General features: G+C 72.1%; 27 protein-coding genes. 14 read left to right on the plus strand and 13 right to left on the minus strand.

The genetic code is table 11. The features are described from left to right. The first annotated feature begins 3 nt into the window (after positions 1–3). The 3 genes from dxs to AC0NZQ_RS16535 all read left to right on the plus strand — a co-directional run bounded on the left by dxs (position 4) and on the right by AC0NZQ_RS16535 (position 3,908). Positions 4–1,971, plus strand: a complete 1,968-nt coding sequence (gene dxs, locus AC0NZQ_RS16525; RefSeq protein ID WP_474531062.1) for a 1-deoxy-D-xylulose-5-phosphate synthase — start codon at positions 4–6, stop codon at positions 1,969–1,971. Further along, a complete protein-coding gene (locus AC0NZQ_RS16530) occupies positions 1,952–2,650 on the plus strand; it encodes a response regulator transcription factor (RefSeq protein WP_474531065.1) in 699 nt (232 codons plus the stop codon). Before dxs ends, AC0NZQ_RS16530 begins: the two co-directional genes overlap by 20 nt. Before the next feature lie 61 nt (positions 2,651–2,711). Beyond that, complete coding sequence (locus tag AC0NZQ_RS16535; RefSeq protein WP_474531067.1) at positions 2,712–3,908, plus strand: sensor histidine kinase; 1,197 nt, start codon at positions 2,712–2,714, stop codon at positions 3,906–3,908. A gap of 65 nt (positions 3,909–3,973) precedes the next feature. Here the strand turns inward: AC0NZQ_RS16535 and AC0NZQ_RS16540 are convergent, their stop codons facing one another. The 4 genes from AC0NZQ_RS16540 to AC0NZQ_RS16555 all read right to left on the minus strand — a co-directional run bounded on the left by AC0NZQ_RS16540 (position 3,974) and on the right by AC0NZQ_RS16555 (position 7,026). Beyond that, complete coding sequence (locus AC0NZQ_RS16540) at positions 3,974–4,822, minus strand: HAD family acid phosphatase (RefSeq protein WP_474531068.1); 849 nt, start codon at positions 4,820–4,822, stop codon at positions 3,974–3,976. 86 nt (positions 4,823–4,908) lie between these two features. Then, the gene (locus AC0NZQ_RS16545) at positions 4,909–6,168 is read right to left on the minus strand and encodes an HRDC domain-containing protein (protein ID WP_474531069.1); all 1,260 of its coding nucleotides are present in this window, start codon (positions 6,166–6,168) and stop codon (positions 4,909–4,911) included. Position 6,169: 1 nt separating this feature from the next. Next, positions 6,170–6,748: a DUF3000 domain-containing protein gene (locus AC0NZQ_RS16550; protein ID WP_474531431.1), complete on the minus strand. Its 579-nt coding sequence runs from the start codon at positions 6,746–6,748 to the stop codon at positions 6,170–6,172. A gap of 59 nt (positions 6,749–6,807) precedes the next feature. Then, positions 6,808–7,026, minus strand: coding sequence for a hypothetical protein (locus AC0NZQ_RS16555; RefSeq protein ID WP_474531070.1), 219 nt, complete (start codon positions 7,024–7,026; stop codon positions 6,808–6,810). 320 nt (positions 7,027–7,346) lie between these two features. Here AC0NZQ_RS16555 and hemE point away from each other — a divergent pair, with 320 nt between their 5' ends. From hemE to hemQ, 3 genes are read left to right on the plus strand one after another with little or no spacing between them, the layout of a single operon-like run. Beyond that, positions 7,347–8,405 (plus strand): uroporphyrinogen decarboxylase, encoded by a 1,059-nt coding sequence (gene hemE, locus AC0NZQ_RS16560; protein ID WP_474531071.1) that lies wholly within the window; start codon positions 7,347–7,349, stop codon positions 8,403–8,405. After that, a complete protein-coding gene (gene hemG, locus AC0NZQ_RS16565) occupies positions 8,402–9,868 on the plus strand; it encodes a protoporphyrinogen oxidase (RefSeq protein WP_474531072.1) in 1,467 nt (488 codons plus the stop codon). The genes hemE and hemG overlap by 4 nt, the downstream gene beginning before the upstream one ends. Next, entirely contained in the window at positions 9,865–10,596 is a 732-nt protein-coding gene (gene hemQ / locus AC0NZQ_RS16570; RefSeq protein ID WP_474531073.1) for a hydrogen peroxide-dependent heme synthase, read from the plus strand. Before hemG ends, hemQ begins: the two co-directional genes overlap by 4 nt. Position 10,597: 1 nt before the next feature. Here the strand turns inward: hemQ and AC0NZQ_RS16575 are convergent, their stop codons facing one another. Genes AC0NZQ_RS16575 through AC0NZQ_RS16585 form a run of 3 tightly spaced genes read right to left on the minus strand, consistent with a single transcriptional unit; the run spans position 10,598 to position 12,802 of the window. Continuing rightward, positions 10,598–12,052, minus strand: coding sequence for a serine/threonine-protein kinase (locus tag AC0NZQ_RS16575; protein WP_474531074.1), 1,455 nt, complete (start codon positions 12,050–12,052; stop codon positions 10,598–10,600). Positions 12,053–12,070: 18 nt separating this feature from the next. After that, entirely contained in the window at positions 12,071–12,511 is a 441-nt protein-coding gene (gene msrB, locus AC0NZQ_RS16580) for a peptide-methionine (R)-S-oxide reductase MsrB (RefSeq protein ID WP_474531075.1), read from the minus strand. Between the two features lie 27 nt (positions 12,512–12,538). After that, positions 12,539–12,802: a hypothetical protein gene (locus AC0NZQ_RS16585; protein WP_474531076.1), complete on the minus strand. Its 264-nt coding sequence runs from the start codon at positions 12,800–12,802 to the stop codon at positions 12,539–12,541. A gap of 36 nt (positions 12,803–12,838) precedes the next feature. Between AC0NZQ_RS16585 and AC0NZQ_RS16590 the strand changes: the two genes are divergently transcribed. Both AC0NZQ_RS16590 and ligD read left to right on the plus strand, forming a co-directional pair. After that, a complete protein-coding gene (locus AC0NZQ_RS16590; protein WP_474531077.1) occupies positions 12,839–13,957 on the plus strand; it encodes a polyprenyl synthetase family protein in 1,119 nt (372 codons plus the stop codon). A gap of 129 nt (positions 13,958–14,086) precedes the next feature. Further along, the gene (gene ligD / locus AC0NZQ_RS16595) at positions 14,087–15,115 is read left to right on the plus strand and encodes a non-homologous end-joining DNA ligase (RefSeq protein WP_474531078.1); all 1,029 of its coding nucleotides are present in this window, start codon (positions 14,087–14,089) and stop codon (positions 15,113–15,115) included. 3 nt (positions 15,116–15,118) lie between these two features. Here ligD and AC0NZQ_RS16600 read toward each other — a convergent pair whose 3' ends face one another. Beyond that, positions 15,119–15,349 carry a PASTA domain-containing protein gene (locus tag AC0NZQ_RS16600; RefSeq protein WP_474531079.1) on the minus strand — a complete coding sequence of 77 codons (231 nt, stop codon included), beginning with the start codon at positions 15,347–15,349 and terminating at the stop codon, positions 15,119–15,121. Here AC0NZQ_RS16600 and AC0NZQ_RS16605 point away from each other — a divergent pair. Next, positions 15,342–15,617: a hypothetical protein gene (locus AC0NZQ_RS16605; RefSeq protein WP_474531080.1), complete on the plus strand. Its 276-nt coding sequence runs from the start codon at positions 15,342–15,344 to the stop codon at positions 15,615–15,617. The two genes, AC0NZQ_RS16600 and AC0NZQ_RS16605, sit on opposite strands and share 8 nt — an antisense overlap. A 127-nt stretch (positions 15,618–15,744) precedes the next feature. Here the strand turns inward: AC0NZQ_RS16605 and AC0NZQ_RS16610 are convergent, their stop codons facing one another. Then, positions 15,745–16,329, minus strand: a complete 585-nt coding sequence (locus tag AC0NZQ_RS16610; protein ID WP_474531081.1) for a hypothetical protein — start codon at positions 16,327–16,329, stop codon at positions 15,745–15,747. Between the two features lie 302 nt (positions 16,330–16,631). Here AC0NZQ_RS16610 and AC0NZQ_RS16615 point away from each other — a divergent pair, with 302 nt between their 5' ends. Beyond that, complete coding sequence (locus tag AC0NZQ_RS16615) at positions 16,632–17,957, plus strand: HNH endonuclease signature motif containing protein (RefSeq protein ID WP_474531082.1); 1,326 nt, start codon at positions 16,632–16,634, stop codon at positions 17,955–17,957. A 23-nt stretch (positions 17,958–17,980) separates the two neighbouring features. On the opposite strand, the gene AC0NZQ_RS16620 is transcribed toward AC0NZQ_RS16615, so the two are convergent. Beyond that, positions 17,981–18,139 carry a hypothetical protein gene (locus AC0NZQ_RS16620; RefSeq protein ID WP_474531083.1) on the minus strand — a complete coding sequence of 53 codons (159 nt, stop codon included), beginning with the start codon at positions 18,137–18,139 and terminating at the stop codon, positions 17,981–17,983. A gap of 64 nt (positions 18,140–18,203) precedes the next feature. Here AC0NZQ_RS16620 and AC0NZQ_RS16625 point away from each other — a divergent pair, with 64 nt between their 5' ends. Genes AC0NZQ_RS16625 through AC0NZQ_RS16635 form a run of 3 tightly spaced genes read left to right on the plus strand, consistent with a single transcriptional unit; the run spans position 18,204 to position 21,309 of the window. Next, positions 18,204–18,695 carry a TfoX/Sxy family protein gene (locus AC0NZQ_RS16625; RefSeq protein ID WP_474531084.1) on the plus strand — a complete coding sequence of 164 codons (492 nt, stop codon included), beginning with the start codon at positions 18,204–18,206 and terminating at the stop codon, positions 18,693–18,695. 25 nt (positions 18,696–18,720) lie between these two features. Continuing rightward, positions 18,721–19,713 (plus strand): Gfo/Idh/MocA family protein, encoded by a 993-nt coding sequence (locus AC0NZQ_RS16630; RefSeq protein ID WP_474531085.1) that lies wholly within the window; start codon positions 18,721–18,723, stop codon positions 19,711–19,713. 54 nt (positions 19,714–19,767) lie between these two features. Then, positions 19,768–21,309, plus strand: a complete 1,542-nt coding sequence (locus tag AC0NZQ_RS16635) for an adenylate/guanylate cyclase domain-containing protein (RefSeq protein WP_474531086.1) — start codon at positions 19,768–19,770, stop codon at positions 21,307–21,309. Positions 21,310–21,429: 120 nt separating this feature from the next. On the opposite strand, the gene AC0NZQ_RS16640 is transcribed toward AC0NZQ_RS16635, so the two are convergent. Next, positions 21,430–22,317 (minus strand): LysR family transcriptional regulator ArgP, encoded by an 888-nt coding sequence (locus AC0NZQ_RS16640; protein WP_474531087.1) that lies wholly within the window; start codon positions 22,315–22,317, stop codon positions 21,430–21,432. A 70-nt stretch (positions 22,318–22,387) separates the two neighbouring features. Between AC0NZQ_RS16640 and AC0NZQ_RS16645 the strand changes: the two genes are divergently transcribed. Next, the gene (locus tag AC0NZQ_RS16645) at positions 22,388–23,206 is read left to right on the plus strand and encodes a LysE/ArgO family amino acid transporter (RefSeq protein ID WP_474531088.1); all 819 of its coding nucleotides are present in this window, start codon (positions 22,388–22,390) and stop codon (positions 23,204–23,206) included. A gap of 11 nt (positions 23,207–23,217) precedes the next feature. On the opposite strand, the gene AC0NZQ_RS16650 is transcribed toward AC0NZQ_RS16645, so the two are convergent. Next, positions 23,218–24,051: an EamA family transporter gene (locus AC0NZQ_RS16650; RefSeq protein WP_474531089.1), complete on the minus strand. Its 834-nt coding sequence runs from the start codon at positions 24,049–24,051 to the stop codon at positions 23,218–23,220. A gap of 16 nt (positions 24,052–24,067) precedes the next feature. After that, the gene (locus tag AC0NZQ_RS16655; RefSeq protein ID WP_474531090.1) at positions 24,068–25,339 is read right to left on the minus strand and encodes a class I SAM-dependent methyltransferase; all 1,272 of its coding nucleotides are present in this window, start codon (positions 25,337–25,339) and stop codon (positions 24,068–24,070) included. Between the last annotated feature and the right edge of the window lie 32 nt (positions 25,340–25,371).

Genomic DNA, 25,371 nt, shown 5'->3' on the forward strand with positions numbered 1-25,371 from the left:
GGCGTGACTCGGGTTCTGGACGGCATCTCCGGTCCGGCCGACCTGCGGCGGCTGGGCACCGACGATCTCGCGGCCCTGGCCGCCGAGATCCGAGATCTGCTCGTCGCCACCGTCGCCCGCACCGGTGGCCATCTCGGACCGAACCTGGGCGCCGTCGAGCTGACGATCGCACTGCACCGCAGCTTCGACTCGCCGACCGAGCCCATCCTGTGGGACGTCGGCCACCAGGCTTACGTCCACAAGATCCTCACCGGCCGCGCCCGGCAGATGCCGACGCTGCGGCAGGGCGGTGGCCTCTCGGGCTACCCGAGCCGAGCCGAGAGTCCGCACGACTGGATCGAGAACTCGCACGCCTCGACGGCGCTCTCCTACGCCGACGGGTTGGCCAAGGCCCACGCCGTCCGTGGCGAACGCCGCCCGGTCGTGGCCGTCGTCGGCGACGGGGCCCTCACCGGCGGGATGTGCTGGGAGGCGCTGAACAACATCGCCGCCAGTGACCGTCCCGTCGTCGTGGTCGTCAACGACAACGGCCGCTCCTACTCGCCCACCACCGGTGGCCTGGCCCGCCACCTCGACGGCCTGCGCCTGTCGCCGAACTACGAGCGGACGCTGAAGCAGGTCCGCGAGACCCTGGAGCGGACGCCCGTCGTCGGGCAGCCGCTCTTCGACGCGCTGCACGGCGTGAAGCGCGGCATCAAGGACCTGCTGCAGCCGCAGGGCATGTTCGAGGACCTCGGCCTGAAGTACGTCGGCCCCATCGACGGCCACGACATCGCCGCCCTCGAGGAAGCGTTCCGCCACGCGCGAGGCTTCGACGGCCCGGTCATCGTCCATGCCGCCACCCGCAAGGGGTACGGATACGGTCCGGCCGAGAACGACGAGGCCGATCAGATGCACCAGTCCGGCGGTTTCGACCCCGGCACCGGTCTGGCGCGCAAGGTCACCGGCCGCTCGTGGACCAGCGTCTTCGGCGAGGAGCTCGTCGCCCTCGGCGAGCGACGTGACGACATCGTCGCCATCACCGCCGCGATGTGCGAGCCCACCGGCCTCGGCGCCTTCCTGCGGCGCTTCCCGGAGCGCACCTACGACGTCGGCATCGCCGAGCAGCACGCGATCACCTCCGCGGCGGGCCTCGCCTCGGGTGGACTCCATCCGGTGGTCGCCGTCTACGCGACCTTCCTCAACCGGGCCTTCGACCAGCTGCTCATGGACGTCGCGCTGCACCGGCTCCCCGTCACCGTGGTCCTCGACCGGGCCGGCATCACCGGTCAGGACGGCGCCAGCCATAACGGCATGTGGGACCTCGCCCTGCTCGGCATGGTGCCGGGGCTGCGGATCGCCGCGCCGCGGGACGAGCCGACGCTGCGCGAGCTGCTGCGCGAGGCGGTCGCCGTCGACGGGCCTACCGTGCTGCGCTTTCCCAAGACGCCGCTCGGTGCCGAGCTGCCCGCGCTGCGGCGTGAGGGTGACACCGACGTCCTGGCCGAGCCGGCGCCCGACGAGCACGTCGACGTCCTGCTGGTGGCCTACGGTGCGGTCGCCGAGGACGTCGTCACCGCAGCTCGTGCCGTCGAGCGGGCCGGTTACACCGTCCGCGTCGTCGCGCCGCGATGGCTGCAGCCGGTGGACCCCGGCCTGCTGGCCCTCGCCGGCCGCGCCGGTCTGGTCGTGAGCATCGAGGACGGTGTCGAGACCGGCGGTGCGGGGTCGCGGCTGTCCCAGGTGCTGCGCAACACGGGCAACGACGTTCCTACCCGAGAGGTCGGCGTACCGGTACGGTTCCTCGAACACGGCAGTGTGGCGGACGTGAAAGCGTCCGTCGGGCTGACGGTGCAGGACATCGGGCGACGTGTCGTCGAATGGGCGGCGTTGGCCATCGGCGAGATCGACGCGGATCCCGCCCGATCGGGCGGGACCGCCGCACACGGGGGATACACACAGGAGGTCGAGGATGAGAATCCTCGTCGTTGAAGACGAAGTTCAGCTCGCCGAGGCCGTCGCGCGCGGCCTGCGACGCGAGGGCATGGCGGTGGACGTCGCCACGGACGGTGACGAGGGCTACCGCAAGGCGGCGTTGACCCGCTACGACGTGGTCGTCCTGGACCGTGACCTCCCCGGCATGACGGGTGACGAGATCTGCCGCAAGCTGTCGGACGAGGGTGTCCTCACCCGCGTCATGATGCTGACGGCCAGCGGCACCGTCGAGGACAAGGTCTCCGGCCTGGCGCTCGGCGCCGACGACTACCTCGCCAAGCCGTTCGCCTTTGCCGAGCTGGTGGCGCGGGTCCGGGCACTCGGCCGGCGCACCACGCCCGCGGCGCCGCCCGTCCTCTCCGCCGGCGACATCGAGCTGGACTCGGCCAAGCGCACCGTCACCCGTAAGGGCGAGCTCATCGACCTGACCCGCAAGGAGTTCGGCGTCCTGGAGACGCTGATGATGGCCGACGGCGCCGTCGTCAGCAGCGAGGAGCTGCTGGACCGGGTCTGGGACGAGAACGCCGACCCGTTCACCACCACCGTCCGCGTCACGATGATGACGCTGCGGCGCAAGCTCGGCGAGCCGGGTGTGATCGACACCGTGGTCGGCTCCGGCTACCGCATCGACCCCAACGTCCTGGCCGAGGTCGAAGGAGCCGGATCGCACCAGTGAGCGGGTCCGGCGCGGCGCACCGGGGACGGGTGGTCCCCGGTAGCTCGGGTGGAGCGGAGGCGTGAGATTCCTCCGCCCCACGCTGCGCGTACGCATGGCGTTGCTCTACGGCGGTCTGATCTTCCTCGTCGGCATCTCGCTGCTCTTCACCTGCGCGATCCTGATCAACAACGCGATCAGTGACCTGCCGGTCTACAACAGCAACCAGCCCGTCTTCACGCGCGACCCGGCCACCGGCGCCTACACCCAGATCCCCATCCAGGCCGCCGGGCAGGACGCCCAGGACAAGGCGCTGGAGTACCTGCTGCACTCCGGCCTGCTCTACTTCGCGATCATCGTCGTCATCGGCACCACCGGCGGCTACCTGCTCGCCAAGCAGGCGCTGCGGCCGATCGCCAAGCTGACCCAGACGGCCAAGGCGCTCTCCACCGAGACGCTGGACCAGCGCATCAACCTGGGCGGTCCGGACGACGAGCTGCGCGAGCTGGCCGACACCTTCGACGAGATGCTGGCCCGCCTGGACGCGGCCTTCGACAGTCAGCGGCTCTTCGTCGCCAACGCCAGCCACGAGCTGCGGACACCACTGTCCGTGATCAAGACCGAGCTCGAGGTCACTCTGGGTGACCCCGACGCCGACGGCGAGGAGCTCCGTCGCATGGGCTCGGTGGTCGCCAGCGCCACCGATCGCGCCCAGCGGCTGGTCACCTCGCTGCTCAGCCTGGCGCGGCTGCAGGCCGTCGGCGGCGGCGAGCTCGAGGTGAGCGAGACCGTCGACCTCGCCTGGCTGGTCCCGGCGGCGCTGCACGCCGTGGCTCCGGAGGCCGACGAGAAGGGCATCCGCATCGAGACCGAGGTCGAGGCGGCCACCACCGCCGGCGATCCCCGGCTGCTGGAGCGGCTCATCGGCAACCTGGTCGAGAACGCGATCCGGCACAACGTCCCGGACGGCTGGCTGCGCATCACCACCGGTCAGAGTGCGGAGAAGGTGTGGCTGCACGTCGCCAACGGCGGCACCGTGATCCCCGGCGGCGACGTCGACCGGCTCTTCGAGCCGTTCCGCCGCGGCGGTCGGATGCGGACGGCGACCCGCGGCGCCGGCCTGGGGCTGGCGATCGTCCGGCTCATCGTCGAGGCGCACCGGGGCAAGCTGCAGGCCGCGGCGCCGCCCTTCGGTGGCTTGGCCATCCGGGTGGAGCTGCCTCGGGTCCAGGACGATCCCGCCCGCGCCGGCTCCACCGACGCCCGCGCCCGCGTCTAGTCAGTCGGTTTTGGCGGCAGAAGCTCGCATCCGAGCCTCCGCCGCCACAACCGAACGGGGCTGGGTCAGGGCAGGTAGTACATCGGGTTCGGAAGCTTGAAGGTCTTGTCCGCGTAGCCGCCGATGAGGTCGCTGTACTGGTCACCGAAGTTGGCGACCAGGTCGTAGCCCTTGGCCTCGATGGACTTCCGGGTCAGCGACTTGTACTGGATCGTGGTGCAGGTCTTGTTCTGCGTCGGCTGGTAGCACGACGAGTACAGCGGCTTGGTGAGGTCCTTGAGGTAGATCCGGTTCGCCGGGACGGCCGGGTAGCCCACCTTGGTCAGGTTCGTCGTGGTGCCGTCGCGCTGCGCCTCGGGACGGCCGGTGAGGTAGAAGACGGTGTAGCCGTGCTTCGTGGCGAAGTCGACCAGCGTCGGCATGGACGGCACCGCCGGGAACGAGGCCGCGTTCACGAAGGCCGCGTTCGTGGTCGGGTTGTAGACGAAGTTGGCGTAGATCTCGTAGTTGTACGTGTTGAGCGAGGTGTCGTCGACGTCCAAGACGATCGCCTTGCGCTTGCCGCGGTCGGCCTTGGCGTGGGCAAGGTAGCGCTGCGCCTTGCCGGTGAGGCGGGAGACCTCGGTGGCGTAGCTGCCGGTGGGGGAGAAGGTGTGCAGGTCCTTCGCGCCGGTCACCGGGTTGACGGTGTTCGGGTCGAGGGTGTCGCCGTAGTAGCCCTTGATCGCGGTCTTGACCTGGTCGATGTTCTGGATCTGGTCGGCGCGGGTCGGGACGGCCGGGGGCGCGGGCACCGGACGGCCGCTGCGGTCGGCGATCGCGGAGCCGGAGGCCGTGAGCGCGGTGGCGCCGACGGCAGCGGTGGCGAGCGCGACGGCGGTGACCCGCGACCAGCGGGTGGTGAGCTGGAGCATCAGAGACGGACCTTTCGTGAGCCGGGAACGTCCCGACTCTGACAAAAGGTGGGCCTGTGTGCCAATTAAGCGATCTGTGCGGGGACTCAGGACGACGAGGTGTCGTCGCCGAGCGGCACCTCGGCCAGGGCTGCTGCCAGCGGGTCGGCGGTGAGCTCGACCTGCCACGGCCGCGCCCCGAGCTCGGCCAGTCGTTCGCGGACGGTGTCGCCGTCCAACCGCTCGGGCGGGGTCCAGCAGAGCCGGCGGACGACGTCCGAGGCGAGCAGGTTCTGCGCGAGCACCTGATGCTGCTCGCCGAGGGCGTTCACGACGTCGCGGGCGGCGGCCAGGCGCGCGGCGGCGGCGGGGTCCCGATCGCGCCAGCGTGACGGCGCGGGGATGCCGTCACCGCCGCCGCCGGTGACCGGCGGGAGTTCGCTGTCGGGCAGGGCGCGGGCCTCGGCCAGCGCGCCGAACCAGCGGTCCAGCCGGCGGCGCTGTCGCGGTCCACCGAAGACCGGCAGCGCCGCCAGCTCCGCCGGTCGCGACGGGTTGGCGCGGGCACCCTCGATGATGGCGGCGTCCGGCAGCACGCGTCCGGGGGCGATGTCACGCTCCGCGGCGTACTGATCGCGTGCCGTCCACAGCGCGCGGACGGCGGCCAGCTGCGAGCGGGACCGCAGCTTGTGGATGCCGGAGACGCGGCGCCAGGGGTCCTGCCGGGGGGGCGTCGGCGGAGCGAGCCGCACGGCCTCGAACTCCTGCCGCGCCCACTCCAGCTTGCCGGCGGCGTCGAGGGCCTCGGCGAGCGCGTCCCGCAGCGGGACGAGCAGCTCCACGTCCAGGGCGGCGTAGACCAACCAGTCGTAGGGCAGCGGACGGGTCGACCAGTCCGCGGCCGAGTGGCCCTTCTCCAGGCTCAGTCCGAGATGCTTGGCCGTCATGGTGGCCAGGGCCACCCGCTCGTCGCCGAGGAGCCGTCCCGCCAGCTCGGTGTCAAAGAGCGAGGCCGGCCGCAGCCCCAGTTCGGCCAGGCAGGCGAGGTCCTGGTTGGCGGCGTGCAGGATCCACTCGCACGGGCCGATGGCGTCGTTGAGCGCCGAGAGGTCGGGCAGCGCGATGGGGTCGATGAGGACGGTCCCGACGCCGGCTCGGCGCAGCTGGACGAGGTAGGCGCGCTGGCTGTACCGGTAGCCGGAGGCCCGCTCGGCGTCAATGGGGAGCGGACCGCGGCCGCCGCGCATCCGCTCGACCAGCTCGGCGAGCTTGGCCTCGTCGGCCAGCGGTTCCGGGACGCCGTCACGGGGTTCGCGCAGGACCTCGATCGGGTCGTCCGGCGCGGAGTCTGCCTCGGGCTCGGTCACCTCAGGCCGGCGACAAGATCGTGACACCCTCCGGCGGCAGGCCGGCGGCGGTGCAGAGCAGGTCGACGAAGCCGAGCAGGTGCGGTCCGAGGTCGGCGCTGTCGGCGGTCCAGGAGGCGCGCAGCTCCATGGTCACCGAGGTGCTCGGACCGGCGACGTCGCCGAAGCGGGTGGAGGTCGTCTGCGTGACCGTGCCGCCGGCGGCCCGATAGGCGGCGTGGTGCTCGTCCAGGGCCCCGGTGAGCCAGCTCCAGCCCACGCTGGGCAGCATCGGGTCGATGCCCATCGCCTCGTCCAGCTCGGCCGAGGCGTAGGCGACCAGGCGCAGCACGCCGTCCCACGCCTCGTGACCGGCGGGGTCGTGCAGCAGCACCAGCCGGCCGGTGGCGACGTCGAGGCCGGCGGAGGAGCCGGTTCCGGTGATCTCCGCGCTGAGGGCGTAGCTGTACGGAGCCAGCCGCTGCGGCGGACGCAACGCCTCCACCCGGACCTCGGGACGCACGCGGGTGCCGGTCAGCGACGCGACCGCGGCGCGGAAGACCTCGGGGACGGCTGCGGCGGGGGCTTCGGGCTCGGTCATCGTCACCTGGCCGGGGAGGGGCTCGACGGGGGACAGCGGCGAGAGCGGAGTGAGCATGATCAGGCCGCGTGCCGGGAGTGCAGGGTGGGACGGGCGGGCTCGGGCGTCACGAGGCTCACCAGTTGGGCGTCGAGCAGCAGCGCGGTGCCGCAGGCGACGCAGGCGCGGTCGGGACACTCGCCGGCGGCGACGTCGTGGCCGTCCAGGCAGGGCGGGACCTCGGCGAGCTCGTCGCGTCGGCACTCCGGGCAGTAGAGATACATCGGTTCCGTGGTCACGACGGGCTCCCTTCTCCGGGCCGGACGGGGCGCGCAGCACGCTCCTGTGCGCTCAACCTGACATGCCCGAGCAGACTTCGGCGCGAGGCGCGCCGAGACGGATTCGCGCAGAGGTTCGGCTCGCCGCCGTCCGATCGGGCCCGCGCCCTCGCCCGGTTGGCCCCACGCCCCCGCCCGGTTGGCCCCACGTGGGCGCGGCCCGCAAGACCCGATCGCCGCGCTGAGGTGGGGCCAACCAGCAGGGACCCCCGCGCTGAGGTGGGGCCAACCAGCAGGGACCACCGCGCTGAGGTAGGGCCAACCAGCGGGGGAGCACCGGCATGCACCGTGGGACCATGGGGGTGATGAACGAGCAGCCGTCCCCCGAGTCGTTGCTGGTGCGTGCCGCGCGCGGGGAGCCCGGCCCCCGGCCGCCGGTGTGGTTCATGCGCCAGGCGGGGCGTTCGCTGCCCGAGTACCGGGCGCTGCGCGAGGGCACGGCGATGCTCGACGCCTGCCGTGACGCCGCCACGATCACCGAGATCACACTGCAGCCGGTGCGCCGGCACCACGTCGACGCCGCCATCTTCTTCTCCGACATCGTGGTGCCGCTGGTGGCGATCGGGGTGGGCATCGACATCGTCCCCAACGTCGGTCCGGTGGTGGACAAGCCCATCCGCAGCCTCGCCGACCTGGACGTGCTGCGCCCGCTCGAGGCCGGCGATGTCGGTTACGTCACCGAGGCGATCCGGGCACTGACCGGCGAGCTGGCGGGGACGCCGCTCATCGGCTTCGCCGGCGCACCGTTCACGCTGGCCAGCTATCTCGTCGAGGGTGGCCCCTCCAAGGACCATGCCCGCACGAAGGCGCTGATGCACGGCGACCCGCAGCTGTGGCACGAGCTCTGCTCGCGGCTGGCCGTGATCGCGCGGGAGTTCCTGACCGTGCAGATCGAGGCGGGGGCGGCGGCGGTCCAGCTCTTCGACTCCTGGGCCGGGGCACTGTCGCTGGCCGACTACGAGCAGTTCGTGCTCCCGCACAGCCGCGATGTGCTCAGCCCGCTGGCCGGACGGGTGCCGCGCATCCACTTCGGGGTCGGCACCGGTGAGCTGCTGGGTGCGATGCGGACCGCCGGCGCCGACGTGGTGGGCGTCGACTGGCGCGTCCCGCTGGACGTCGCGGCGCGTCGCATCGGCCCTGGCGCGGTGGTCCAGGGCAACCTCGACCCGGCCCTGCTCGGTGCCGACTGGCCGGTCGTCGAGCAGGCCGTCCGCCGCGTCGTCACCGAGGGCCGCGCGGCAGCCGGCCACATCTTCAACCTCGGCCACGGCGTCCCGCCGAACACCGACCCGGACGTGCTGACCCGCATCGTCGAGCTCGTCCGCTCGCTGGAATCGTGACCCGGCTGGCCGTTGTCGGGGGCGGCATCGCCGGCCTCGCCGCAGCCTGGTTCGCCGCCGAGGCCGGGCTGGACGTGGTCGTCCTCGAGGCGTCCTCGCGGGTCGGCGGCAAGCTGCACGCCCTGGAGCTCGCCGGGGTCCCGGTCGACGTCGGCGCCGAGGCGATGCTGGCCGCCCGTCCGGAGGGGCCGGCCCTCGCCGCCGCGTTGGGGCTGGGTGACGAGCAGATCGCGCCGCTGACCACGGCGGCGCGCATCCGGGCGGGAGGCCGGGCGCATCCGCTGCCGCGTCGCACCATGCTCGGCATCCCCGCCGACGTCGCTGCCCTGCGCGAGTCCGGTGCGCTGAGTCCGGCCGCGGTGGACGCCGTCGCCGCCGAACCGGACCGTGAGCCGCTGCCGCCGCTCACCGGGGACGTCGCCGTCGGGGCGCTGGTCCGCGAGCGCTTCGGTGACGAGGTGGTGGACCGTCTCGTCGAGCCGCTGCTCGGTGGTGTCTACGCCGGCACCGCCGATGCGATCTCGCTCCGTGCCGCCGTCCCCAAGCTCGCGGCCGTTCTGGCCGATGGCGGGTCGCTGCTGGCCGCCGCGGCCGCCGTCACCGGTGCCGGGACGCGGGTCACCACCGCCGAGGCGGGGGCGGCACGGGCGCCGGGTGCGCCGCCGGCGGGAGCCGTCTTCACGACGCTGCGCGACGGGCTGGGACGGCTGCCGGTCGCGCTCGCCGGTTCGGGCCGCTTCGAGGTCCGCACCGGCGTGACGGTGCGGCGCATCGAGCGCAGCGGCACGGGCTTCATGCTGGACTGCGGCGCGGTGCCGGCCAGTGAACGCCTCGGCGCGGACGCGGTCATCGTCACCGCACCGGCGCCGAAGGCGGCGCGGCTGCTGGGCCCGCTCGCCCCCGCTGCGGCCGCCGAGCTGGCAGGCATCGAGTACGCCAGCATGGCCGTCGTCTCCTTCGCCTTCGCCGACCCGGACGACGACCTGCTGCCGGAGGGCAGCGGGGTGCTCGTCGGCGCCCGGGAGCGGCTAGCGACCAAGGCGGTCACGATGACGAGCCGCAAGTGGCCGGTGACGGCCGCGCGTTCGGCCGGTCTCGCCGTCCTGCGCGGCTCGGCCGGACGGCACGGCGACCCGGCGGCGCTGCGGCTCTCCGACGCCGACCTCACGCAGGTGGTCCGCGGCGACCTGGGCGTCCTGCTCGGCGGCCGGTTCGCCGACACCCGGCCGCCGGAGCCGGTGGCCGCGCTGGTGACCCGCTGGGGCGGCGGACTGCCGCAGTACCTGCCCGGACACGTCGCGCGGATCGAACGGGTGCGTTCAGCCCTGGCCGGGGTGCCGGGGCTGGACGCCTGCGGCGCCGCCTTCGACGGCGTCGGGGTCCCGGCCTGCATCGCCAGCGCCCGGGCGGCCGTGGACCGGGTGGTCGGCGACCTCGGCGCGGCGAGGACACTGGAGTCATGAGTGCTGACGACACTGCTGACACCACCGAGGGCAACCCGGTGGCGCGCCGCGCCCGGGAGCTGAACGACACCATCCGCTACACCGCCTGGTCGGTCTTCAAGGCCGTCCGCCCGCTCGGTGACGGCGACCGGGCCGCGCTCGCCGGCGAGGTCGACGAGCTCTTCGAGCAGCTCGCCGCCAAGGACGTCGTCGTCCGCGGCGTCTACGACCTCTCGGCGCTGCGGGCCGACGCCGACGTGCTGGTGTGGTGGCACGCCTCGACCGCCGACGAGCTGCAGGACGCCTACTCCCGCTTCCGGCGCACCCGGCTCGGCACGCACCTGGAGCCGGTCTGGTCCAACATGGCGCTGCACCGCCCGGCCGAGTTCAACAAGAGCCACGTGCCGGCCTTCCTCGCCGACGAGGAGGCCCGCGGCTACGTCTGCGTCTACCCCTTCGTCCGCAGCTACGAGTGGTACCTGCTCCCCGACGCCGAGCGGCGGGCGCTGCTGGCCGAGCACGGCCAGATGGCCCGCGACTACAAGGACGTGCGAGCCAACACCGTGGCCTCCTTCGCCCTCGGCGACTACGAGTGGATCCTCGCCTTCGAGGCCGACGAGCTGCACCGCATCGTCGACCTCATGCGGCACCTGCGCGGCTCCGGCGCGCGCCGGCACGTCCGGGAGGAGATCCCCTTCTACACCGGGCGCAAGCGCCCGGTGACCGAGCTGGTCGACGCGCTGCCGTAGCTCACGGCGAGGCGCTGGCGGCCGACCCCGAGACCGGCGCCTCCGCGGCACCGGCCGGCACCGAGTCGGTGACGACCGGCAGCGAGGGCGACGGCGCGCTCGACGAGGTCGTCTGCTGCGTGGTGCTCGGCTGGCTGGTCGGCGTGGTCGGCGCCTGCTCGGTCTGCGTCTCGGTCCGGGTCTCGGTCTTCGTCGGCGGCGCCTCGCTGGTCGGCGCGGCCGAGGTCTGCGGCTGCGAGCTCGACGAGCGGGTCCGGGTCGGTGTTGGGGTGGCCGAGGTCGACTCGGTGGTGGTCGTGCCGGGGCTGTTGTCGTCGTTCCCGCCGGTGGTGGCGGCGATGATGAGCCCGCCCAGCAGGATCAGCACGGCGGCCAGGACGAGGCCGACGATCAGACCGGTCCGGGACTTCCGCTCCCGCTCCTCGGGGACGGGGGCGTACTCCTCCTGCTCGTAGCGCCGGACCGGCGGCATCGCGCCGGTGGGCGGGATGACGGTGGTGGCGCCGGTGGCCCCGGCGGCCGCCGCCAGACCCGCGCCGGCCAGACCGGCCGCGGGGGCGAGGAACTGGGTGGTGCCGCCGCCCCGCAGCGCGTCTGCCACCTGCCGGGCGGTGGGCCGTGCGGCGGGATCGCGATGCGTCATCGCCGCGAGCAGGTTCGGCCACGGCTGCGGCAGGTGAGCGGGGATGTCGGGGTCACGGTCCAGTCGGGCCACGACGGCCTCGATCGGGGTGGGACCGTCGAACGACCGGACACCGGTGAGCGCCTCGATGAGCGTCAGTCCGAGCGCGTAGACGTCGGCGGCGGGCCCGACGGCCGAACCGCGGGCCTGCTCGGGGGCCAGGTAGGAGGCAGTCCCGAGGGTGGAGTCCGCCTGCGTCAGCCGCTCGGCGCCGATGAGCCGGACGATCCCGAAGTCCGACAGGCGCGCCCGCACCTGCTCGGCCCCGGTGCCCGCGCCCAGCAGGATGTTGGCCGGCTTGATGTCGCGGTGGACCATGCCCTGGTCGTGGACGTAGGCCAGCGCGTCGGCGATCTGCGCGCCGATGACGCGGGTCTCGGCCTCCGACGGCAGCGGTCCCCGGTCGATGCGGTCGCCCAGGTTGGGTCCCTCGACGAGCTCCATGACGAGGTAGGCCTTGGCCTCGGGGTCGTCCGGACCGCCCACCGCGCCGTCGTAGAGGGTGATGAGGTTGGGGTGATTCAGCCGGGCGAGCGCGTGCAGCTCCGCGCGCTGCCGCTCGGCGCCGGCAGCGGTGTCGGCGCCGGCCGCCACGCTGCGGAAGACCTTGACCGCCACGTCACGGTTCAGCAGCTCGTCGTGAGCGCGGAAGACGTCGGCCATGCCGCCGGAGCCGAGGCGGTCGACGACGCGGTAGCGGTTGCCGATGACCCAGCCGTTCCCTGCGGGTCCGGGGGACGGGAAGGCCTGGGTCGGGTCGAACGTGTCGGGCACGAGGTGAATCCTGCCCGATCAGGCGCCTTCGTCGAACGTCATGGAGATGGAGTTGATGCAATACCGAAGATCGGTGGGGGTGTCGTACCCCTCGCCGGAGAAGACGTGGCCGAGGTGGCTGTGGCAGTTCGCGCAGAGCACCTCGGTGCGGGCCATGCCCCAGCTGCGGTCGGTGCGCTCGATGATCCGGTCGCCGGCGAGCGGGGAGAAGAAGCTGGGCCAGCCGCAGTGCGACTCGAACTTCTGCTCGTTGCGGAAGAGCTCGGCGCCGCAGGCGCGGCAGCGGTAGACCCCGACCCGCTTGTTGTCGGTGTACTCACCGGTGAAGGCACGTTCCGTGCCCGCCTGCCGGAGGACCTGGTACTCCTCGGGCGTCAGCTGGGCGCGCCACTCCTCGTCGGACTTGGTGACGGGAGCGTCGGGGAGCTCCTGCTTGTCGCTACGGGAGAAGAGGCTCATGGCTTCGACGGTACCCGGGTCGGGCCGTCACCAGTTCCGGACGATGGCGGCGGCACCGACGATGAGCGTGAGGGAGATGCCGATGAGGATGAGCCACACCACGGTCTTGGCCGCGGCGCGCTTCGGTCCGGAGAGCCGCGTCAACCCGGCGCCGAAGGCGGCGATGTTCTGCAGCTCCCCGTCCGCGGTGTTCGGATTGGCTGTCCGTCCCCACGCACCGTCGACGTACGGCGCGCCCGGATCGCGGTCCCACGGCGGGTCCTCGTCGCGGGTCGTGTCCTCGGTGCGCATGCGCCCAGGGTAGGCGCGCCGGGTAGGTTTTTCGTGGTGAGCCGACCACATCGTGCGTCGATCGCCACCGGCAAGCACGACGGAGGGGGACGGGCGCGTATGGCCGAATCGGCTGCCGACGCGTCGACGGCACGGCCCCGGCCGGCCACCCCCGCCGCCCTCGCCGCGGTCCGGGAGTTGCTGGACCCGGCACTGCACGCCGCCCTGGACCGCATCACCGACGAGCGGATGCGTCGCGTCGCCGGCTACCAGCTCGGGCTGTGGGACGCCGACGGCGAGGCGTCACCCGAGGCGCGGGGCAAATCGGTCCGGCCGGCGCTGGCGCTGCTCGCCGCGCGGGCGGTCTGCGGCGACCCGGCGCCAGGGGTGCCCGGCGCGGTGGCGGTCGAGCTGGTGCACAACTTCTCCCTGCTGCACGACGACATCATGGACCGCGACGTCGAGCGCCGGCACCGACCCACCGGCTGGGTCGCCTTCGGCGAGGGGCAGGCGATCCTGGCCGGCAACGCGATGCTGACGACCGCGATCGAGGTGATCGTGGCCGACGATCCGCAGCATGTCCGGTCGCTGCCGGCGCTGCTGGCCAGCGTGCAGCGGCTGGTGAACGGACAGTCGGCCGATCTCGCCCTGGAACAGGACGACGACGCTGAGATCGCGGACGTGCTGGCGATGGAGGAGGGCAAGACCGCCGCCCTCATCGCCGGTTCGCTGGAGCTCGGGGCGCTGGCCGCCGGTGCCGGGACGGCCGCCGTGGCTCGGCTCGCCGAGGCCGGACGGCTGGCCGGGCTCGCCTTCCAGCTCGTTGACGACATCCTCGGCGTCGTCGGGGACGCCACGGTGACGGGCAAGTCGTCCTCCTCCGACGTCCGTGCCGGCAAGCGGTCGGCGCCCGTGGTGGCGGCGCTGCGCGCCGGGACGCCGGCGGCCGGGGAACTGGCCGAGCTGCTGTCCGCCGGTCCGCCGCAGAGCGAGGCCGACGTGGCGCGGGCGGTTGCGCTGGTCGACGCCGCCGGCGGGCTCTCCTGGGCGCGGGACGAGGCCGAGCGGCTGCTCGCGGCGGCACTGGACTCCCTCGATGCCGCGGCGCTGCCGGACGCCGCCGGGGCGCGGGACCTGCGTGAGGTCCTGGAGTTCCTCGTCCGCCGCGACTTCTAGTGGAGTTGACCTACGCCGAGGTGGGCGCGACGGCAGGACCGGATCACCTCGCGCTACCTTCGCGCGCTGGACGAGGTCTGAGCGCGCGTCGTCGCCGGGGTGTCGGTGGGGAGCGCTAGCGTTCGCGCCATGGCGTCCACGCCCGCCGAGGAGATCCAGGTCGGTCCGCACGCGGTGCGGATCAGCAATCCCGACCGGGTCTACTTCAGCGCCCGCGGCGAGACCAAGCTGGATCTGGTCGAGTACTACCTCTCGGTCTCCGACGGCATCGTCCGGGCGCTGCGGGAGCGGCCGTGCATGCTGCACCGGTACCCGACCGGCACCGACGGCGAGAAGATCTACCAGAAGCGGCTGCCCAAGGGCGCGCCGGAGTGGGTCGAGACCGTCGAGGTGAAGTTCCCCTCCGGACGGACGGCCGACGAGCTCTGCGTGACCAAACCGGCGGACGTCGCCTGGGCGGTGCAGATGTCCACGGTCGAGTTCCACCCCTGGCACTCGCGCCGGGCCGACACCGAGAAGCCCGACGAGTGGCGTATTGACCTCGACCCCGGCCCCGGTGCGGGTTTCGCCGAGTGCCAGGCGGTGGCGGCGATAGTCCACGAGGTGCTCGACGAGCTGGGCGCGGTCGGCTGGCCCAAGACCTCGGGGTCGAAGGGCGTTCACGTCTACGTCCGGATCGAGCCGACCTACGGCTTCCGCGAGGTGCGTCGCGCCGCGCTGGCCTTCGCCCGCGAGGTGGAGCGGCGGGTGCCGGGACAGGTGACGACGAACTGGTGGAAGGAGGAGCGCCCGGACGAGGCGGTCTTCCTCGACTACAACCAGAACGCGCGCGACCGCACCATCGCCGCCGCCTACTCGGTGCGGGGGTCGCCGCTGGGTCTGGTCTCGGCGCCGGTCACCTGGGACGAACTGCCGGCCGTGGCGATGCAGGACTTCTCGATCGCCACCATGCCCGCCCGCTTCGCCGAGCTGGGGGACCTGCACGCCGGTATCGACGACGCGGCTTGGTCCATCGAGCCGCTGCTGGAGTGGGCCGACCGGGACGAGCGCGACCGCGGCCTGGGTGACGCGCCCTACCCGCCGAACTACCCGAAGATGCCGGGGGAGCCGCCCCGGGTGCAGCCGTCCCGGAAGAACGCGGCGAACTGGGGCGAGTAACGGTCAGGGGCAGGTCTCGTCCTGTTTGACGACCTTGAAGGTGATGCGGTCGCCCTTCCTGATCGTGGCCCCCGGCTCCGGGTCCTGGGAGCAGACCTTCCAGTCGTGGTCCAAGATCTGGTATCGGCCTTCCCCGGTGGCGTCCTCGCTGTACGTCTTGAAGATCGCGTAGAGCGTCAGGTGCTGGATGTGATTCTGGGCGTCCTGCAGGTCGTTGCCGACCTCGTTGGTCATCTTCCACGACGTCGCTGCACCGCCGTCAGCATCGTCGCTGTCGCCGATCACGGACGGGACGGCCCTGCTCGCCGAGGATGAGGATGGGCTCGTGGCGGCGGCCGTGCCGGTGATCCTTGTTCCGGTTGCGGGTGAGGTCGGCGGCGGCGTCAGGTCGTCGGTATCACCACCGCTGGCGCAGGCGGTGATCGACCCGAGCACCAAGGCGGCGCCCAACGTGCTGAGAATGACGGGGCTCATCGACAAGGACTTTTCCCGTGTGTCATGACGTCGGTCCACATTGGTCCTGTATTCGCCGTCTGTCGCACTCGACGGCCCTGCGTGTTTCGGAGCAGAGCCCGGAGTGCTCTTCCGCTTGCGGCGGCAGAAGTTGGAGACTCGCTTCTTAGACCGAGTTAACGTTTTTCCCACGTGCAGCCTCCGTCCAGTTCGAGGTATTGGCCCTTTCGAACGTCGACGATCTGCTGGCCGGTAGAGCTGCCGTTCTCGATGATGTCGCTGCCGTTCGCGTCAGAATTGACCGAGAAGTAGCAATCGTTGCCACCCGGCGTGCGGTAGCGCCCACTTTCGATATCCCGACCCACTTCGTACGTGCCGTCCTCGATTGACTGCCGGACCGGCGGGGTATACGTCACGGTCCGAACGCGCGTCTTGGTCGCGACGATTCGGTTCACCGATGTCGTCACGTTGGTGCGCACGACTGTGGGCTGCAGAGTCCTCGTTCCGGCTGGCAGGGGCGTGGCCGTGACGGTGGCACTGAGGGTGGTCGTGGGCCCGGCGACCTGCCTCTCCTTTTTGGCGCTTTGGCCGATGCCCGTGCCGATGAGCAGCGAAACGACGGCCACGCCGGCGATCACCACGCCGTGCCGCTTGAACCAGGGAATCTGCTTTGCGTTCGCGGCCCCGGTGTGCGGGGCGGGCGAAGGATAGTTGTGTGGCGGGTAGCTGGGTGGCGGGTAGTGCGGCGGTTGATTGCTCATGCGATCCCCCCGAAGGCGCATTGGTCCGCATGATCTTGCGGGGAGCTGTCCGCGTCCGCAATCGGCAAAGGTCCCGCGTGCGCGTCATGCTTGTGCATTGACCATTCCCGCGCATCTGTGAGTGGCGGGAGGCTTACACGTCGAACGCTGGCCTCGCTACCGAGGCCACGTCCGGATATGCCTTGCCCCCTGGAGTAACTGCCGCACGCCTAGCTCGAAGGTTCCATTACTCGCCCGAGCGATGGACGCCGGGTGTGCGAACTGGGCTAGAAATGTCAGACCCTCGCTCTACTGTTTGAATCATGACGGGGAGCGCGGCGACGGCGCTGGCGAAGGTGCGCGCAGGTGTCGATGCGCTGCTCGGCGCGTCCCTCGACGAGCTCTCCGGTGTCGAGATCGCCGACCTGCTCGACGCCCTGGAAGTCGAGCGGCGCCGTCTGGAAGCGGTAGACGCTCGGGTGGTCGCGGCCGCTGAACTGCGGGGCGTTGCGGGGGAGTTCGGGCGGACCTCGATCACTGATCTGCTGACGACTCGGCTTCGGCTGGACAATCGCGAGGCCAGGCAGCGGGTCGAACGAGCCCGCGCGCTCGGTCCGCGCACTACCCTGACCGGGGAACCCCTGCTGCCGCTGCTCCCTGCTACGGCGAGTGCGCTGGCCAACGGTGAGGTCTCCGGGGCGCATGTGTCGGTGGTCGTGGCCGCGATGGCAGCCGTGGACCACCTCCCGTCCGCAGCAGAGGCCGCCGGTCCGGTCGAGGACTGCCTCCTCGAGGCGGCGCGCCACGAGAACCCGCGAGCGCTGTCGCGGAGCGTCGCTCTCATGATCGCGCGGCTGGATCCGGACGGGGCCGAGCCACGCGAGGCCAGGGCGCGGCGCCGTCGCGGGGTCACGATCGTCGCGGACCCGGCGTCCGGTGACGCGACGCTGACCGGTCGACTCACCGGAGAGTGCGCGGCGGTCTGGCAGACGATTCTCGACGCCCTCTCGGCGCCCGAGCCGACCGGAACGGTGCTCGACGACCGCTCCCCGATCCAGCGGCGCCACGACGGTCTCCTCGAGGCCGGTCTGCGCATCCTGCGCTCGGGAAGCCTGCCCGACTCGGGCGGCGTCCCCGTCACCGTGCTGGTGACGACGACCGATGCGGAGCTCGAGCTACCCGGTGGTCTCGGACGCTCCGAACACGGAGCCATGGTGAGCCTCAGCGGCATGCTCGGCCTCGGCGACATCGAGATCAACGCCGTGCGCATCTCCGCGTCGGGTCAGGTGCTCTCGCTGGGACGCGAGCGCCGGCTCGCTCAACCCGCGCAGCGCCGAGCCCTCGCCGCCCGCGACGGCGGCTGCTGCTTCCCCGGGTGCACCCGTCCGTCGTCCTGGACGCAGGCACACCACGTCGTTCCGTGGTCCGAGGGCGGAGGCACCGACGTCGACAATCTCTGCCTCGTCTGCACCCATCACCACCGACTGTTGGATCGTGACGACTGGCGCGTACGGATGCGAGCCGGTCTCCCGGAGTGGATACCGCCGCCGTGGGTCGATCCGCACCGGCAACCGATGCGCAACACCTTTAACCACCTTCCGGAGATCCCTTTCGACAGGCGTGTGGTGACGGCGGAGTGCCGTCGATGAGGACGTCTGCGACGGACGTGTCGTCAGGCGCCGTGCGCGATCGCGGCTTGGGCTTGCTTCACCGCCTTCTCGCGCGCCTGTTCCCGAGACGTCTTGTCGTTGGCCGTGTAGTGGTAACGCTTGCCGCGCTCACCCCACTGGTAGTACGGACCGTCCTTGTCCTTGCCACGCTCGATCGGCACGCCGACTCCTCGTCTCGTCGTCGAGGGCTTACCCACGGTTGCCGGCAGCGGGACACTGCACCTCATGACGCACGACGCGAACCTGGCTGCCGCGATCCGCGACCTGCTCGTCGACGAGCGCGATGTCATCGAGAAGCGGATGTTCGGGGGCCAGGCATTCCTCATCGGCGGAAACCTGGCGGTGGCGGCGAACAGCCGGGGCGATCTCATGGTGCGTATCGACCCGGCTCGGGCCGACGAGCTGACGCAAGACCCGCGCGCGTCACGGATGGTCATGCGGGGTCGCGAGCTGGACGGCTGGCTCAACGTCCGGATCGAGGGGAACGGCGACACGGACGCCAGGGACAGCGCGGACGCCAGGGACAGCGCGGACGCCAGGGACAGCGCGGACGCCAGGGACAGCGCGGACGCCAGGGACAGCGCGGACGCCAGGGACAGCGCGGTTGCCAGGGAAGACGTGGTTGCCAGGGACAGCGCGGGTGGCAGCACCGGCAGCGAGCTGGCCCGCTGGGTGCGGCTTGGCGTCGAGTACGCGGCCTCGCTGCCGCCGAAGTGAGGACCGCCTGCGCGAGGATGGAGCGATGACCGCACCCGTGCGCTGGGGCCTCATGGCCACCGGCGGAATCGCCCGCACCTTCGCCCGAGACCTCGCCCTGGTCGAGGGCGCGGAACTCGTCGCCGTCGGCTCGCGCAGTCAGGACTCCGCCGACGCCTTCGCCGACGAGTTCGACATCGCGCACCGCCACGGCAGTTACGAGGCGCTCGCCGCCGATCCGGACGTCGACGTCATCTACGTCTCGCCGCCGCACCCCTTCCACCGCGATGCCGCGCTGCTGGCGATCGAGGCGGGTAAGGGCGTGCTCGTCGAGAAGCCCTTCGCCATGGACCGCGCCGAGTCGCAGCAGATCGTCGACGCGGCCCGCGCGAACGGAGTCTTCGCGATGGAGGCGATGTGGACCCGCTTCCTGCCGCACATGGTGCGACTGCGCGAGATCCTCGCGGCCGGCACCCTCGGCGACATCGTCTACCTCACCGCCGAGCACGGTCAGTGGTTCGAGCAGGACGCCTCCCACCGGCTCTTCGCCCCCGACCTCGGCGGCGGTGCGCTGCTCGACCTCGGCATCTACCCGATCTCGTTCGCGCACATGGTCCTCGGCGCACCCGCCAAGATCACCGCTGTCTCCACCCCCGCCTTCACCGGCGTCGATGCGACGACCTCGGCCATCGCCGAATACGACAGCGGGGCGCAGGCCGTCCTCACCACCTCGCTCGCCGCCAAGTCGGGCAACCCCGGCGCGGTCTACGGCACCGAGGCCCGCGTCGAGATCGAGGGTTGGTGGTACTTCCCGACCTCGTTCCGGGTCGTCACCCACGACGAGGAGGTCATCGAGACCTACCAGACGCCGCCCGGCGGCCGGGGCATGGAGCACCAGGCGGCCGAGGTTGTGCGCTGCCTGCGGGCCGGCGAGACCGAGAGCCCGCTGCTACCGCTGGACGAGACGCTGGCGATCATGGACGTCCTCGACGAGATCCGCGCGCAGATCGGCCTCGACTACGGCCGCCTCAGCGGCTGAGCCCGCGCGCGTCCGCCGCGCCGGCGTGCACCGGCCCTGGCAGGATCACCGGCTGTGAGCCTGTCACTGCGATCGGTGCGCGCGGTGCTGGGCGGTGAGAGCCGGCGCGAGGCCCTCGTCGAGAACGCCGGCGCCGCACGCCTGCTCATCCTCGTCGCGATCATCGCCTCGAACATCGTCGGGGCCGCGATCGTCGTCGTCCTGCTCGGGGTGATCCTGCCGCTGCCGCCCGAGGCGCGTGAGGGCAAGGCCTTCGGTGGCATCAAGGGCTTCGCCACCGTCGCCGCCACCGGCTACGTCGTTGCGGCCGTGCTGGTCGGGGCGGTCGTCGGCCTGCGGATCGCCGCCCCGGTCATCGCCTTCTACCGCTCGGGTCGGCCCGCGGACGAGGCCGACCGGCGCGCGGTGCTGCGCCTGCCACTGCGACTGCTCGTCGTCCAGGGGGCGCTCTGGGCGCTCGCGGTGCTCGTCTTCGGCGGCGCCGCGCTGACGACCTCCGGCCTCTACGGCTTCGAGGTCGCCATCACCACCTTGCTCGGCGGTATCCCGACCGCCTGCATCGCCTACCAGCTGGTGCAGCGGCTGCTCCGCGGCGCGATCTCGTCGGTACTGGTGGACGCCCCGCCGCGCATCCGCGAGGTCCCCGGCGTCCTGCCCCGTAGCCTCTTCGCCTGGGCACTCGGGGTGGTGCCGATCGGCGGTGTCCTCGCCATCCTCGGCTTCTCGCTGGTCAACGACATCGAACGCAGCGAGCTCGTCCGCTCGGTAGCCGTGCTCTGCGCGGTCTCGATCCTGGTCGGACTGTTGGCTGTGGTGACCTTCTCGCGCTCGGTCTCCGAACCGCTGCAGCAGCTCCGCGACGCCTTCGAGCGGGTCGAGGCCGACGACTTCGACGTGTCGGTGCCCGTCTTTGACGCCACCGAGGTCGGCTACGCCACGGCCAGCTTCAACCGGATGGTGGCGGGGTTGCGGGAACGGGAGAAGCTGCGCGATCTCTTCGGCCGCCAGGTCGGCACCGACGTCGCCCGGCAGGCGCTGGAAGAGGGGGTGACCCTCGGCGGCGAGGAGCGCGAGGCGGCAGCGCTCTTCGTCGACGTCATCGGCTCGACCTCCTTCGCCGCAGACCGGCCGCCCACCGAGGTCGTCGAGGCGTTGAACGAGTTCTTCGACGCCGTGGTCGCCGCCACGCAGCAGCACGGCGGACTGGTCAACAAGTTCATCGGCGACGCCGCGCTGTGCATCTTCGGCGCGCCGCTCGCGCAGGAGAACCCCGCCGCCGCGGCGCTGGCCGCCGCCCGGGACATGCGCGACCGGCTGCGGCACGCGCGCCTGGAGGCCGGCATCGGCGTCGCGGTCGGCACCGTCGTCGCCGGCAACGTCGGCAGTGCCGAGCGCTACGAGTACACCGTCATCGGCGACCCGGTGAACCAGGCCGCCCGCATCACCGAGCTCGCCAAGGAGCGCGCCGGCCGGTTGCTCGCCGCAGGCGGGGCCGTCGCCGCCGCGGGGGAGTCCGAGGCACGCCACTGGCGGCAGGTCGACGAGGTGACCCTGCGCGGCCGCAGCACCGCCACCGCGCTGGCCGAACCCCGCTGAGCCGGCCGCGGCGTGCCGGGCCACCGTGACGCTCCGGAGCCCGACGCCGCAGCCGACGCCGCAGCCGACCCCGCAGCCGACGCCGCAGCCGACGCCGCGAGAAGAGCCAGCAACAGGCCGTCAGTCCAGGCTCTCGCGGGCGGCCTCCCTGACCGCCGCAGCGACGCGGTCCAGCACGGCCGATCGCAGCCGCCACTGCTGCCAGTACAGCGGGACGTCCACCACCCGACCGGGGTCGAGGTCGATCACGGCTCCGGACGCCAGCAGCGCAGCGGTCTGCTGATCGGGCAGCATGCCCCAGCCGAGACCCAGCCGCACCGCCTCAACGAAGGCGTGCGAGCCGGGGACGTGATGCCGCGGCGGATCCAGTCGGCGCCGGCTGCGGCGGCGCAGGTAACGATCCTGCAGGTCGTCGCTGCGGTCGTAGACGACCACCGGAGCGGCAGCGAGGCTGTCCGGACGCAGCCCGCCGGCGAACCACCGCTCGGCGAAGGCGGGTGCGGCACAGACCCGGTAGCGCATCCGACCCAGCCGCTGCGCCGAGCAGCCGGTGACCGGTTCGGCCACCGAGGTCACGGCCGCCATCACCGTGCCCTGTCGCAGCAGCTCGACCGTGCGCTGCTGGTCGTCGCGCCGCAGGTCGAAGACGACGGTGCCGTCACCACCGGCCGCCGACCCCAGCGCGGGGAGCAACCAGGTGTCGATGCTGTCGGCGTTCACGGCCAGCGGGACGACCACCACGCCGTCGGTGCCGCCGTCGATCTCGCGCAGCGTCTCGCTCGTCAGCACGTCGAGCTGGCGGGCCAGCCGCAACACCGCCTCGCCGGACTCGGTCGGGGTCACCGGCTTGACGCGACGGACCAGGGTCCGCCCCACCGCATTCTCGAGCGCCTTGACCCGCTGGCTCACCGCCGACGGCGTCACGTGCAGCCGCCGCGCAGCGGCATCGAAGGTTCCCTCGCTGACGACCGCGGCGAGAGCGGCCAGCTGGGCGGTGTCGAGCGACATGAAGCGATGCTAATGGCGATGCAGAAAGATGAGCTGGTCTGATGATGTCGCATCGTCCAGGCTGATCGTCATGCTCACCCCGACCGGCCTCGCCGGTGACCTCGCCGCCGGTGTCGTCTTCGGCCTGTCGCTCATCGTGGCGGTCGGCCCGCAGAACACCTTCGTGCTGCGCCAGGGCATCCGCCGGGAACACGTCGCGCTCGTCGTGACGGTCTGCACCGCATCGGACGTCCTGCTCATCGGGGCCGGGACGGCCGGTGCCGGCGCGGTGCTGGACGGCAGGCTCTGGCTAGTCCGCGTCGTCGGCGGCATCGGGGTGGCCTTCCTGCTCGGCTACGCCGCCCTCGCCGCCAGACGAGCGCTGCGCCCCGCGTCCGCTCAGCCCGCGTCCGCTCAGCCCGCGTCCGCTCAGCCCGCGTCCGCTCAGCCCGCGTCCGCTCAGCCCGCGTCCGCTCAGCCCGCGTCCGCTCAGCCCGCGTCCGCTCAGCCCGCGTCTGCCCAGCCGACGTCCGACCAGCCCCTTCCTGGCTCCGCCGAGCCGGCGCAGTCAGGTGAGGCCGGCGTCGCCGTCACCACGGCTCCGCCGAGTTCGCGCCGCGGCAGCCGCGCCGCCGCCCTCGCCGCCTGCCTGGCCTTCACCTGGCTGAACCCAGCGGTGTACCTCGACACCGTCGTCGTGGTGGCCCCCGTCTCGCAGTCCCACGGTGACGGCCGCTGGTGGTTCGCTCTCGGCGCCGGGGTCGCGAGCCTGCTCTGGTTCACCGCACTCGGCTTCGGCGCCAGGGCGGCGGCGCCGCTCTTCGACCGGCCGAAGGCGTGGCGGGTGCTGGACGCCTCGGTCGCGGTGATCATGCTGATCACGGCCGTCCGGGTGGCGGCGAGCCTCTGACCGCTGCTGCCTCACACCGTGATGAGGACGACCGCCCCCGCCGCCAGCGCCAGGCCGACCCGCTGGATCCCGGTCGTCCGCTCGTGCAGCAGCCAGACGGCGAGCACCACCGTCGTCGCGGGATAGAGCGAGGTGAGGACGCTGGCCAGCGAGAGCAGTCCCTCGCGCGCCGCCAAGAGGAAGAAGAGGTTGGCCAGGGCGTCGCAGACCCCGGTGAGCACCAGGATGCCGAGAAGTCGGCCACGCACCCGGCGGGCCGCGTTCCGCGCCCGTGCAGCCGGGATGACGATGAGCGCCGCCCCCAGCCGGGAGACCACCAGCGGCCAGAGTCCCGAGGTCTCACCGGCGCGGTCCAGGAAGACGAAGTAGAGCCCGAAGCCGAGACCCGAGACGATCGCGAGTGCCAGCACCCTGATCCCGATACGGCCGTGCGGGTGGTCCTCCCGGGTCCGCGACACCAGGACCACCGCGAGCAGGCCGAGGGCGATCCCCGCCCACGCCAGCAGGTGCGGCCGCTCGCCGGTGACCACCCCCACCGCCACCGGCACCATGGCCGCGAGCACCGCCGTCACCGGTGACACCACATTGATGGGGGCGACGGTCATCAGCGAGTAGAGCACCATGATGCCGAGCAGTCCGGCCATGCCGCCGAGCAGACCGAAGAGCAGGACGCGTCCGCTGAACTCGCCGGGCAGCAGCGGCAGCAGCGCGATCACCAGCAGCGCACCGACGACCTCGCTGTAGAGCACCACCGTCACCACGTCGACGCGCCGCGAGCCGAGGCCGCCGGTGAAGTCGGCGGTGCCGTAGAGGATGGCCGCAATCAGGCCGAAGAGGACCGTCATCGCGGTCGGCCCGGCGTCACCTCTTGGTCAGGGTGAACTGCTGGACGTCCAGGTAGCCGGTGCGGAAGCCCGCCTCGGAGTAGGCGAGGTACAGCGACCACATCCGCCGGAACGTCTCGTCGAAGCCGATCGCGGCGACGGCGTCGGCCCGCGCCTCGAAGGTCTCGCGCCAGCGGTGCAGCGTCTCGGCGTAGTGCCGGCCGAAGCTGAACCGCTCGGAGACCCGCAGCGCCGTGTGCTTGGCCAGCGTCCGCTCGATCGCCTCGACCGAGGCGAGCTGCCCGCCGGGAAAGATGTACTTGCGGATCCAGGTGTAGGTGTCCTTCGTGGCCAGCACCGTGTAGTCGTCCTGCAGGATTGCCTGCAGCCCGACGCGTCCGCCGGGGGTGAGCACCCGGTCGATCGTCTCGAAGTACGTGTTCCAGTGGTTCGCGCCGACCGCCTCGATCATCTCGACGCTGACAACCGCGTCGTAGCGCCCCTCCACTTCGCGGTAGTCCTGCAGCCGGATCTCGACCAGCTCGCTCAGTCCGGCCGCGGCCACCCGCTCCCGGGCGAGGTCGGCCTGCTCGGTCGAGATGGTGAGGCTGGTGACGTGCGCCCCGCGCGCAGCGGCGCGCAGGCAGAGCTCGCCCCAGCCGGTGCCGATCTCCAGCACCCGCGACCCGTGGGTGACGCCGGCGGTGTCGAGCAGCCGGTCGATCTTGCGGTGCTGCGCGGTGGTCAGGTCCTCGGGGTTGCCGGCGGGCTCACCGTCGAAGATGGCCGAGCTGTAGGTCAGTGACTCGTCCAGGAAGGTCGTGAAGAGGTCGTTGGAGAGGTCGTAGTGCTGGTGGATGTTGGCGCGCGCGCCCTCGATGGTGTTGTCGTGATGCCCCGGCTGGACGCTGAGCACCGCATTGCGGAGCTTGTGCAGCGCCGGCGGGATCATGTCCTTCATGTTCGCCGCGAAGGCCGACAGCACCCCCGGCAGGTCGTCGGTGATCCAGTCGCCGGCCATGTAGGCCTCGCCGAAGCCGATGGTGCCGGTCGCACCCAGGCGGTGGAAGAAGTCCTCGGGCCGCTCGAGGCGCATCACCGGGTCGGTCCCCGTACCGGCGCCGCTCCAGCGCTCGCCGGGCTCGACGACGCGCAGCGGCAGCCGGGCGATCGCATGACGGAACAACCGACGCGCGATCGCCGCGCGCACGGGGGAGTGCGGGACGACGGCGATGTCGGGCCAGCGATCGGGGTCGACGCCCGCTCGACTGAGCCGCGTGGTGCTGCGTCCGCTGTCCGTGACCGTCATCTGTTCTCCTTCACAGCGTGCGCCGGGGTGAC

The organism is Jatrophihabitans sp. sgz311053, from assembly GCF_056135305.1.